The 10,809-nt window shown below is 45.0% G+C and carries 11 protein-coding genes and 1 pseudogene; 5 read left to right on the forward strand and 7 right to left on the reverse strand.

The window, feature by feature from the left end; genetic code table 11:
* Positions 1 to 441: 441 nt before the first annotated feature.
* Positions 442 to 693 (reverse strand): zinc ribbon domain-containing protein, encoded by a 252-nt coding sequence (locus Q3O12_RS00040; RefSeq protein ID WP_308447774.1) that lies wholly within the window; start codon positions 691 to 693, stop codon positions 442 to 444.
* Positions 694 to 1,027: 334 nt separating this feature from the next.
* Between Q3O12_RS00040 and Q3O12_RS00045 the strand changes: the two genes are divergently transcribed.
* Entirely contained in the window at positions 1,028 to 1,339 is a 312-nt protein-coding gene (locus Q3O12_RS00045; protein ID WP_118778807.1) for a type II toxin-antitoxin system PrlF family antitoxin, read from the forward strand.
* A 1-nt stretch (position 1,340) separates the two neighbouring features.
* Positions 1,341 to 1,790, forward strand: coding sequence for a type II toxin-antitoxin system YhaV family toxin (locus Q3O12_RS00050; protein WP_301668786.1), 450 nt, complete (start codon positions 1,341 to 1,343; stop codon positions 1,788 to 1,790).
* 298 nt (positions 1,791 to 2,088) lie between these two features.
* Here Q3O12_RS00050 and Q3O12_RS00055 read toward each other — a convergent pair whose 3' ends face one another.
* Entirely contained in the window at positions 2,089 to 2,700 is a 612-nt protein-coding gene (locus Q3O12_RS00055) for a recombinase family protein (protein ID WP_308447775.1), read from the reverse strand.
* Positions 2,701 to 2,753: 53 nt separating this feature from the next.
* Between Q3O12_RS00055 and Q3O12_RS10725 the strand changes: the two are divergent.
* Together Q3O12_RS10725 and Q3O12_RS00060 are read left to right on the forward strand one after the other, a co-directional pair.
* A pseudogene (locus Q3O12_RS10725) lies at positions 2,754 to 2,963 on the forward strand (hypothetical protein); the annotation flags it as partial.
* A gap of 8 nt (positions 2,964 to 2,971) precedes the next feature.
* Positions 2,972 to 3,175 carry a hypothetical protein gene (locus tag Q3O12_RS00060; protein WP_153063807.1) on the forward strand — a complete coding sequence of 68 codons (204 nt, stop codon included), beginning with the start codon at positions 2,972 to 2,974 and terminating at the stop codon, positions 3,173 to 3,175.
* On the opposite strand, the gene Q3O12_RS00065 is transcribed toward Q3O12_RS00060, so the two are convergent.
* The 5 genes from Q3O12_RS00065 to Q3O12_RS00090 all read right to left on the reverse strand — a co-directional run bounded on the left by Q3O12_RS00065 (position 3,169) and on the right by Q3O12_RS00090 (position 9,829).
* Positions 3,169 to 3,903: a type ISP restriction/modification enzyme gene (locus Q3O12_RS00065; protein ID WP_118784004.1), complete on the reverse strand. Its 735-nt coding sequence runs from the start codon at positions 3,901 to 3,903 to the stop codon at positions 3,169 to 3,171. The genes Q3O12_RS00060 and Q3O12_RS00065 overlap by 7 nt on opposite strands.
* Positions 3,903 to 4,037: a type ISP restriction/modification enzyme gene (locus Q3O12_RS10805; protein WP_192882952.1), complete on the reverse strand. Its 135-nt coding sequence runs from the start codon at positions 4,035 to 4,037 to the stop codon at positions 3,903 to 3,905. Before Q3O12_RS10805 ends, Q3O12_RS00065 begins: the two co-directional genes overlap by 1 nt.
* Positions 4,038 to 4,042: 5 nt before the next feature.
* Entirely contained in the window at positions 4,043 to 8,572 is a 4,530-nt protein-coding gene (locus tag Q3O12_RS00075) for a DEAD/DEAH box helicase (protein WP_373323031.1), read from the reverse strand.
* A gap of 628 nt (positions 8,573 to 9,200) precedes the next feature.
* On the reverse strand, positions 9,201 to 9,587 hold the full coding sequence (locus Q3O12_RS00085) for a type II toxin-antitoxin system VapC family toxin (protein WP_107862977.1): 387 nt from the start codon (positions 9,585 to 9,587) through the stop codon (positions 9,201 to 9,203).
* Positions 9,584 to 9,829: a type II toxin-antitoxin system Phd/YefM family antitoxin gene (locus tag Q3O12_RS00090; RefSeq protein ID WP_002218918.1), complete on the reverse strand. Its 246-nt coding sequence runs from the start codon at positions 9,827 to 9,829 to the stop codon at positions 9,584 to 9,586. The genes Q3O12_RS00085 and Q3O12_RS00090 overlap by 4 nt, the downstream gene beginning before the upstream one ends.
* A gap of 175 nt (positions 9,830 to 10,004) precedes the next feature.
* On the opposite strand from Q3O12_RS00090, the gene Q3O12_RS00095 reads away from it, so the two are divergent.
* Positions 10,005 to 10,499, forward strand: a complete 495-nt coding sequence (locus tag Q3O12_RS00095) for an RNA-guided endonuclease InsQ/TnpB family protein (protein WP_301667477.1) — start codon at positions 10,005 to 10,007, stop codon at positions 10,497 to 10,499.
* The last annotated feature ends 310 nt before the right edge of the window (positions 10,500 to 10,809 follow it).

A 10,809-nucleotide genomic window follows, 5' to 3' on the forward strand; every position in this document is an offset into this window, starting at 1 on the left:
CTGGTTTAGGAATGAGAACACCGAAAGTGTTACCGAAAGAGGCCATGCACTTACTCTCTCCGTCGAGATTCTATATTGTTCAGAATGAAAAAACGATATGCTTAAAGGCTTTAATACGTAGCCAAATCAATTCTGACTGTTTTGAAACAGCATTACACAAAAATTATAACAAATAACAACCTCCAAATGAATTGGATTGCGAGGTACTAAAATAGCATTGACATCCTCCCCGCCCTAAAGGACGGGGATTCCTACCAGCTCCCACGCTTTGCGCGGGCTACTCTCGGTGGGTTCTTGTTGCTGACCTCTCAATGAAGTTCACTTCACAAGCTCTACGGCTGTGTCCCAGCCTGATATTTACACTTGGACGATAGCTCGCCCACGCTCCAAAATGTTCAACGCCCCAACCACATCCGCATTTCCCGTATAGCCGCATTCTACTCATTCAAAATCAGCCTGCGTTTGGCGGTTTTCCTTCGCGGTATAACCGCAACAAGGACAAGTTCTGCTTGTATTTTGCGGCGGAACAGCGGTTAAAAAACCGCCTAGCCATTGCGTTTTATAGTCCAACTGCCGTCTGAACTCGAACCAAGATTGGTCTAGTATCGCCCGGTTCAAACCTGATTTCTGTTTCACATTCTTGCCGTATATATTGCGCCCCTCTGACGGGACGCAATATATAAGGGAGTCCACGGTAATATAAAAGGTCGTCTAACCAGGCGACCTTTTATATTCGATTAATGTTATCCACAGATTTTGTGGATGTCTTGGGGAAATCTTACCCTCTCAAAGCAAACAGGATGATGAAGAGTGCAGCAATGCGATTGCCCTGCTCATTTAAAGGTCGAAGGGATTGGGTATTGACTTCGTAAGGAAATTTCCTTACAATGAACAGAATGCTTTAATCTAAGCAGTTTTTAACAATATCAATAAGTTCCCAAGCCGTTAAGTAGAAGATGTGCGTAACTAGGACATTGAAGTCGCAAGTAGCAACAGTAAATTTGAATGAAGGCAGGGCAAAGAGACCATGAAGATTATTTTTGATGCAGTGTCAACTATGACCAGCAAAAACCAAACAACCATTCCCGAGTCAGTACGCAAGGCATTGGGACTGGAAAAACAGGACAAAATCCGTTTTTCCGTCTTAGACAGCAGACAGGTATTGCTAGAAAAAAACAATACTGAGGAAGAAGAATTTGAGCATGATCCAGTTGTTGGAAAATTCCTGCATTTTTTGGAAAATTCTATGACAAAAAATCCGAATTCCATCAAACCCACATCTCAATCACGCTTTAACCGCCTTCGCCAACTGACTTGGGAGACAGATATGAAAGACTAATATGCCTGACTCTCCCATGCAGATAAACGGATATACCGTTTACGAACACGAATGCTTTACGCAGCAATTAGACAGACTGGCCACTACGATAGAAAGCCAGAAACGATTCGAAAAATCCAGTAGATCCGAAGAGACCAAACTGCTGAAACGGATCTTAGACGAAATAGAAAATATTGCCCTTAATCCGGATAGCCCGGAATATCGGCTTGGCAAGACACTCGGCTCGGAATACAAATTTTGGCGACGTGCCAAGTTTATGGGTAGATATCGATTGTTTTTCCGTTATGACTCAAACAGTAAAATCATCATTCTCGCATGGGTAAACGACTCGGGTACGAAAAGAACTTATGGCGGTAAAAATGATGCATATACCGTGTTCAAAAAAATGCTGGGGAACGGAAATCCTCCTTCAGATTGGACTACACTGCTTGACGCAGTATCAAAGGAATAGAACAAAAGAAAACAGCCCTTATGGGCTGTTTTCTTTTTATACTATCCCTTGCCTAGTTGGTGTACAGGCTGCAAATCAGATTTCGTTTTAATGAAGAGGGTAGATGGGGTCATTTGTTGAGTTTTTTGCCTTTTCTAAAATAGATATTCGTTCTTGTTGAATTTTCATAGGTGTTTCTAGGTGTTCAAAGTAAGATGATAATCTGCCCCCTTGTTTCTAAATAATCTCCAATAAGTTGGTCGTATTCAATATATAGAGATAAAAACACATCAAGGAAGCAGTAATGAACAGCGGGTTTTCAAACCATTCTTTGCCGAGTGGGTTTCCGCCCAGAGACATTGAAAATATCAAGCTGATCCTTGTCACTCGATTTATGCTTTTCCTTATGCCTCCTTCGAACGAGACTGACAGTCGAAGAACTGCATTTGAGGATAGAGGCAATGCGGGTAATGCTGACTCCATTTAATGTCATTTCTATAATGTCATTATGGAGTTGTTTATTTGCAGGCTGGCCTTTCATCCACCCTTCTTTTTTTGCTCGTGCAATACCTTGGTTTGCACGATCTCTTCTTGTCTTCCAATCCTCATGGGCAATGCTCAACGCCATACGCAAGAACATTTTCTGCAAGGCTTCCATCAATGGTTCGGTTAAATATTTTGGAAGTGAATCACCCTCCCCCATAAGTTCATCTAAGTTCCCGAAAGAAAAAACGTCAGGCACATGCAGCCTGGCTCCTTTTTCGGTGATTCTTTGAATCAGTAATTCTGCCTCACGAGGTGGGAGGCGAGTGATTCGATCAATTCGTTCAGCAATAACCCAATCACCTTCCTGAAGATCGTCAATGAGTCGATTCAATTCGGGACGGCTTGCATCTACCCCACTCGCCTTTTCCTCATAGATTCCAGCTATGTAAAATCCATTTTCTTAGCTTCATCTATAATTTTACGTTGTCACTCTAAATTCGGATAGAGATAGATGGCAAAACTTTTTATATCGATGTTTTACTGGAATTTGATCAACCGGGTAACTCCTCCCTACTCAGACATGAGATAAGGTGGCAGAGAAAATTGGCGGTCGAGATTTGGCATACATCACGATTGGCTTCTAATGCGCCTAAATGTTTAGCCTTATCGAAAATAGGTATCCCGGTGATTCAGATACGGGCAGATAAGGTGCATTGTTGTCAGGCAGCAATACACAAATCAATGTTTCAGGCAGCCTGAAAAACGTATTTGACAGAGAAGCAGTGCAAAACGAGTTGGACTTGCAAAGAACCGTCAGCCAAGATTTTAGTAAAAATGTTCAACAAGCCAATACCGAGATTAACCAACATTTAGACAAACTCAAAGCAGACGAAGAAGCAGTCTTTTTTCATCATCATTGAATGTCCAAAGCCGGCAGATTATTCACTATCTCTTGTGTTTTTATGCTCACGTTGACCACTCTAAGCAACAATTCTAACGGATAACGCGGATTGTGCATGGTATCTGCCGCCCAGTCGTTGGCATCGTTGGTGATGCCTGATTTTTTGTCAACGCTGACGGCTTGGCGTTCCATCACCCATTCAATCGCGGATTTGCCATTGACGATGTAGTCGTAGGCGGCTTCGGGGATGTTTTCCACAGTAATTTTGCCGTTGTAGACGATTTTGGTTTTATCGTCTTTTTTGGCAAATTTCATTTTGATCACGCGGAAATCTTCGGCTGTACCTCCAATGATTTGCTGCGGTGTAAGTTTCAACCCTTTCAGGCTACCTGAAAATTTTACGTCTTGATACATCGGTACGGTTTCGTAGTTCAGGTGCAGTGCCGCTAAATCACGTCCAGCCTGACTGAATGCAGCAAAATCAGCGTAAGTTTTCATGCGCGGAATGCGTGGTAGCTGTTTGCTTAAATTGTCGGCGTAACGTTCGCGGTATTCTTCGCTGTGCAGCAGGCCGTAGATGTAATAGAAGATGTCTTCTTTGCCAATTCGGGCGGCATCGGCGGCGGAATACGGCTCGCGGAAATGAGCCAGCGCGTCGTCGGTGATGGCGGAGCGGAGGATGAGCTTTTTCTGTGCAGGCTGCTTTTCAGACGGTATTTCAGCAGTGAACAGGTCTTGATTTTCCATTACGCTTCCTCCGTTTCGTAGAGGAACATTGGGAAGCATTGCCCGTTCATCTGCAACTGGACATCGGGTATCGCATCGGTCATCAGCACGGAAAAGCCTTTGGTCGTGCCCAGTCCTGTAATACAAATCGTCATGTTGGTTACTCCGTCTCGTAGAGGAACATCGGAAAGCATTGTGCGTCGCCGATAAGGTGTAAATCGGGGATTTGGTCGGTGATAAGCACAGAGAAGCCCTTGCTGCCGGTCGTGGTGAGGCAGATGGCGATATTGGACGGTACTTCGCGGTGTATAATTTCGTTCGTTCGTTCGTTCGTTCGTTCGTTCGTTCGTTCGTTCGTTCGTTCGTTCGTTCGTTCGTTCGTTCGTTCGGCTGTTTCTACGCCGTCTGAAAATTCATATACGTCCAATGGGAAGCACTGCCCTTTGGAAATCATCTCCAAATCGGGGATTTCATTGCTGATTAGGGCGGAAAATTCTTTGGTTGAACCGCGTCCTGTTACGGAAATTACTTGATTAGTTTCCAGATTATTAGGGAACATATGCTGTAACTGCCCGACACGATGGGTTAATCCTCCATTGAAATATGTCCTTTGTTTGGAATATGGTCGATATAAACTATCAACAATTTTTGTTTCATCAAATTCTAGTAAAATCCCACGCTCTAAATTTGCTTTCAAACTTGAAGTCCAGCTAATTTTGGTTTCATCCTTATCGATAAAATCATCAATCTGTATTTTTTGGTTTTCAGATAGCCTTTCATAGGCTGTCTGAAAACGTGTTACTTCATTGTTATAAAAACCAATCATTCTCTGGATATTCAGACGCAAAAGGTCGTCTGAAAAGTTGTAGCACCAAGCATCTCGCCCTGTTTCTGCGCCTCTCGAATAATTCTCAAACACCACCAAAGCCTTTTTATCCTTCTTATCCCCCAAGCTGATGTAATTATCAAAATTCGGGTCGCGCTGGTTGAGCCAGTCGTTAAATTCGTCGGGGACGATTTCCTGCCATCCCCGTCGTTCGGCAATGCCGTTGATGCTGCCAAGTTCAGCGATGGTTTCCAGCTTCTGTTCGCGGGTCAGGTAGTCGCCGATGTCGTGGAAATAAATCTGCCCCCGTTTTTCGGACTGCGGGTTTTTGACAAGGATGGAGACGGCAATCGGGGTGCGTGTGCCTTGTCCAAAAACGTTGTCTTTTTCTTTGCGGCGGCGTTCGCCCGATGTGCGGGCGTTACCGCGCAGGTGGAAGATATACAGGCTGGAAAATTCTTCCGCCAAACATTTGCGCAATCCGTCTGCGGTATTGGCTTCTACCCAGCCTGCATTGGTTACGAAGCCGATAACGCCCTGCTGCCCGATGCGGTCGGATGCCCAGCGGATGGCGCGGATGTAGCTGTCGTACAGGGCGTTTTTATTGGTGGCGGCGGAGTGTTCGGCATAGGTTTCTCGGATGCGTGCATCAAGATGCGGATATTCGATGTTGGCATTGTTGTCGTTGGCGGATTCCTGCCCTGCGGAATAGGGCGGATTGCCGATAATGACACGGATGTCCAAGGCTTTCTGCCGTTTGCGGCGTGCGCTGTTGTCCACCAGCATTTCGTCCAGCATGTCGCCTTTCTCGTACATTTGGAAGGTATCGGTCAGGCAGATACCTTCAAAGGGAACGTAGGGGACGTCGTCTGAAACATTGCCGTCAATGTTACCTGCCAGTATGCCGTGGTAGGCGGATTCGATGTTGATGGCGGCGATGTAGTAGGCGAGCAGGACGATTTCGTTGGCGTGGATTTCGCTTTTGTATTTTTCAGGCAGCCTGTCGCGCGGGATGATGCCGCTTTGCAGCAGGCGGGTGATGAAGGTACCCGTACCGGTGAAGGGGTCGAGGATGTGCACACCTTTGTCTTGCAGGCTGCTTTTGAATTCGCGCTGCAAGACGTCTTCCACGCTTTTGATGATGAAATCGACGACTTCGACGGGCGTGTAAACGATGCCGAGCCGTTCGGTCATGCGCGGGAAGGCGTTGCGGAAGAATTTGTCGTAGAGTTCCACGACGATTTTTTGTTTGCCTTCGGCGGTTTCGATGCCGCTGGCACGCAGGTGGACGGAGTCGTAGAAGGATTGCAGGGTATTGCGCTCTTTGTGGAGGTTTTTCTGCTGCAATAAATCCAGCACTTTCTGCATGGCACGGCTCATGGGGTTGTGCTCGGCGAAGCTGTAATCGGAAAACAGTGCGTCGAACACAGGTTTGGTAATCATGTGCTGCGCCAGCATTTCGACGATTTCTTCGTCGCTGACAGCGTTGTTGAGGTCATCGCGCAGTTCTGCGGCAAAGGCTTCAAAGGCAGTGCGTTCGGCTTCGTTGGCAGGGTTTTCTAGAATAGCATTGATGCTGTCAATATGGGTGCGGGCGATTTTGGCGATGTCGCCCGCCCAGTCTTCCCAATGGTGGCGGTTGCCGCATTTTTTGACGATTTTGGCGTAGAGGGCGCGTTCGATTTCGCCGATTTCGAATTGGAGGGTTTCTTGTACGGGTGTGGGCGCGGCAGGGCTGCCTATGCCGTAACTAGCCTTGGCTTCGTGCAATGTTTGGTCTTTTTTGCTGCTGCGTTTGATTTTCGGGGCGATTTTGTCGGCAATGGCAATAACTTCCATTTTCTGGGTGTCTTTGCCGTTGAACTCCAATTTGTTAATCATCGCGTCAAAGCGGTCATCGTGTGCACGTAGTGCGTTGAGTACCTGCCAGACAACTCGGTAGTTTTCATTTTTGTCTAATGCGTCTTCGGCTTCAACACCTGCGGGGATAACGACGGGAAGGATAACGTAGCCCTGTTGTTTGCCTTCGGCACGGCGCATGACGCGGCCGACTGACTGCACGACATCAACTTGGGAGTTGCGAGGAGTAAGGAATAACACGGCATCTAGCGCAGGTACGTCCACGCCTTCAGATAGGCAGCGGACATTGGATAGGATGCGGCAGGTATTTTCGGGTAGCCCTTCGGGTGCTTTTAGCCATTGCAGCCTGCTTTCTTTTTCACCTGCGTTCATACCGCCGTCCACATGTTCGGCTTGGCAGGTCATTGTTAGTTGCGGCGGCAGTTTCAAATCGGGATTTTGTTTGAGCAAGGCAGTACATTCTGCCTGCTGGTACTCTTCAATCACGGCCTGGAACATTTCGGCAATCAGTTTTGAGCTGACTTTGTGTTTGCTGCCTTTGTATTCTTTTTCAATGACTTGGCAGAAGGCAACGGCACGCCGCATTGGGTTGTACAGCGCACCTTCTTCACTGGTTAAGCCGTATTTTGAAAGTGCTTTCCAGCAGCCGACAATTTTGGCGGCATCATCGACTTTGAGCTCGTTATTGCCGTCGGTGAGCAGGTTTTGGATGCGGCGTTGGATGTGACTTTCTTCGATGGCTAAGACAATGACTTTGTAATCGACCAATAGACCGTCTGAAACTGCTTGGGAAAATGTCAGGACAAAAAAATCTTTGCCGTAATGGGTTTCGTCGTCCATAGAATACAAAACCACGCCGTCTGTATTTTTGGCGGTTTCTCCATAGATGCGCGGGGTAGCCGTCATATACAGCCGTTTTGCACCTTTGATGTAATCGGCATCGTGTATGCGGACAAAAGCGGATTCGTCTTCTCCATCAAACGTTGCGCCGGTAGTGCGGTGTGCTTCATCGCAAATGATTAAGTCAAACTCGGGCAGATTATGTTGTGATTGAGCCTGGTGAATCACATCAATGGAATGATAAGTGGAATAAACAACAGTCATGGTTTGCTGTTTATTTTTCCGCTCTACCACGTGTACTGCGTTTGCAAGGCTTTTGGCATTGGTTGTTGCCGGAAACTGTAAATCGCTAAGATTGGCTAGGACACTATCTTCATTGTGTTTTTTGCCTACATCGCTATCGGAACAAACAGCAAAGTTAATCAATGGTGTTTCTGTGTCTTGATTCCATTCGCGTAAGGTTTGGCTCAATAATGATAAGCTTGGTACTAGGAAGAGTACCCGTTTGCCTTTACCGGCCATTTTTTCAGCGATTTTCAGCGCAGTAAACGTTTTACCCGTACCACAAGCCATAATCAGCTTACCGCGTGTTTCTCCTCCATTAAATCGGGTTTCAACACTTTTTAAGGCACTTTGTTGATGTGGGCGCAAACCCTTTTTGGATTTAAGGGCAGGCTGCCGGGCAGAAAAATTGAATTGTTCCCAGTCTATACTGCTGTTTTCCAAATCAGCCAAATTAATTACAGAAACTGGAATAATTTGATGATTAAGGGACTCCCGCGCATTATTTGACCACTTGTCTGTCGTTGCGACAATATAGCGGTGCGTAAACCAAGTCTTCCCCGAAGCAGTAAAGAAACTGTCAATGTCAGATTTTTGTATCGTGTGGTCTGATGAATAATTTTTACATTGAACAGCGTGAAAACTGCCATCTATATCTGTCAGCACCAAATCAATGCCGGTATCGTTTTTGTACTCAAAACCCAAATCCTTTATATTTTCGGCTGCCCAATCGCAATAGGTCTGTACCTTCACATACCTGCTTTGATAACAAGGTTCGGTTTGGAAATATTTGATAATTAGATTTTCAAACGAAGTTCCCTTATCCCGTTGCGTTTGGGAAAATTCTTGGAACTGATTAAGCAGGCGGCTTAGGGCTGACATGATTTTCTACCTTACTTAAGGACTTTTGAAATTTTACCGTACTTCGTTGCAGCAAACCAATCAATTCAGAGCCTACTAAATATATTCCCTATCAGCATCTTAGGTATTTTGGTTGCAAAGAAATCCGTGCGGAATTCCCTTTGGATAGGTTTGCGTCTAACCGAATAATAGTCTTTTACCTTGCAAATATTTAAAATCAAGGGATTGTTACAACACAGCCTTGACAAAAAAAATGATGATATTAGGGATACCAAAACTAAGGTCGTATCAGCCCCCTACTCTCCCTAAGCAAGGAGATGAAACAGCGTATCGGTCTCCTACCGGTTGAATTTTCCGAAAAAACGCGACGTAACCAGCATCAACATATATAAGAACAGCACAAATAGCATCAATACATCAGGCAACGAAAAAAGTCAGAATAATGCACTAATGGAGTTTGAGCATCTGTTGTTTTGTGCTGTTAGTATTGCTTCTTTCTGTGTTTACAGTTTAGCAGTTGTACAGTTTTACAGTAAAGTTTAAACAATGACTGATTTATAGGCCGCGACGGAAGTCTGGCTTTTAAGCGAAGACAATAACCGAAAGACCGCCTCGGCGGTCTTTCTTGTGTACACAGTTTTTGTATTTATCAGCTTGATGCGTTGACAACTCTAATTCCATACTGCGGAATATATTCATCGACAGTCATCAGTTCAAAGCCTTCCGCTTGGGTTTGTGCAATCAACATCCTATCAAAAGGGTCTTTGTGTATCTCCGGAAGGCTTCCAGCCTGTTTTGCATGAAACAGACCTATAGGCAGCATTTCAAAATCCTCTTCTTGAAGCACATCAAAAAACTCGTCCGGTAATTTCAACAACCCCTTGTTCTGCTTGATGGAAATTTCCCAAATACTTGCTGCACTGACAAAGATCACATTTCTCGGATTTTCTATCAGTTTGCGTGCAGATGTCCCCAGTTTCTTGTCATCCAACAACCACCACAGCAAAGCATGGGTATCAAGCAGAATCTTTCTCACAGAGCCGACTCCTCAAATAAAGCTGCCGTTTCATTGTCATCCTCAAGAATACGTGAAATATCCGTATTTCCCATATGACTGAATTTTTTCAACCTTCCTGCATTTCGTGCCGGTTTTTCAATACCGGTTAGTTGGACGCAAGGCTTACCTGCTTTCGCAATAATAACGATTTCCCCTGCTTCTGCTCTTTGAATCAATTGACTCAAATTGGTTTTTGCCTGATGAATATTTGCTTGAAACATAACACTTCTCATAATTAGCTAACTTAACTAATATACATCATTACCAAGATTTTGGGAATCTCATTACATGTATTTGATTATATCCGCCGTTTTATCAGCCCTGTGCCGTAAAACTCCGTCCTTCAGGGCGGAGATATAAGGTACAGACACAAACCAAAGGTATAATCATACCACTATGATTATACGCAAAACCTTTAAGTTCGGAATTATGCCAAACGGCGCACAAATCCGCAGAATGAAACAGTTTTTCGGCTGTTCCCGTTTTGTCTTCAATCGGGCGTTGGCTTGGCAGAATGAGCAATATGGGCAAGATAACAGTGTCAAGTTCAGTTATACGAAAATAGCCAATCTGCTGCCCGAATGGAAACGTGAATTAACCTGGTTGAAAGACTGCCACAGTCAGGTTTTGCAGCAGTCGTTAAAAGACCTTGAAAGCGCGTTCAAAAACTTCTTTCAAAAGCGTTCCGGCTTCCCGAAATTCAAGAAAAAAGGCTTGAAAGAGAGCTTTCGTTTTCCGCAAGGCTGTAAACTGGAACAACAAAATAACCGCCTGTATCTCCCGAAAATCGGCTGGATTCGCTATCGCAACAGCCGCGACGTCGTTGGCGAAATTAAAAACGTAACCGTCAGCCAAAAATGCGGAAGGAAGATTGTGGCACAATGCCACTGAAAGAAAGCCCCCGACCTTGTTGCTCCAACCGCGTGGGTTGGCAAAGTTGGGGGAGTTGTTAGGGAGAATTGTAACTAACAGCATTCAGGATGACGGCTGCGCGGGCGGGGCTTGTAAGATTTGATAAGAGGAATTTCAGACGACCTCACGAGGTCGTCTGAAATAATAAATAACATAGGGGGAAAACAAATTGAAGAATATACCTGAGCAATCTATTGTCGCTCTTTTTATAGATGCGGATAACGCACCTTTTGGGAAAATTGATTTTATTCTTAATGAGCTTGCAAATTATGGTTCAGTAATGATAAGA

This window comes from Neisseria benedictiae (assembly GCF_958267435.1).
Classification (GTDB): Bacteria; Pseudomonadota; Gammaproteobacteria; order Burkholderiales; family Neisseriaceae; genus Neisseria; species Neisseria bergeri.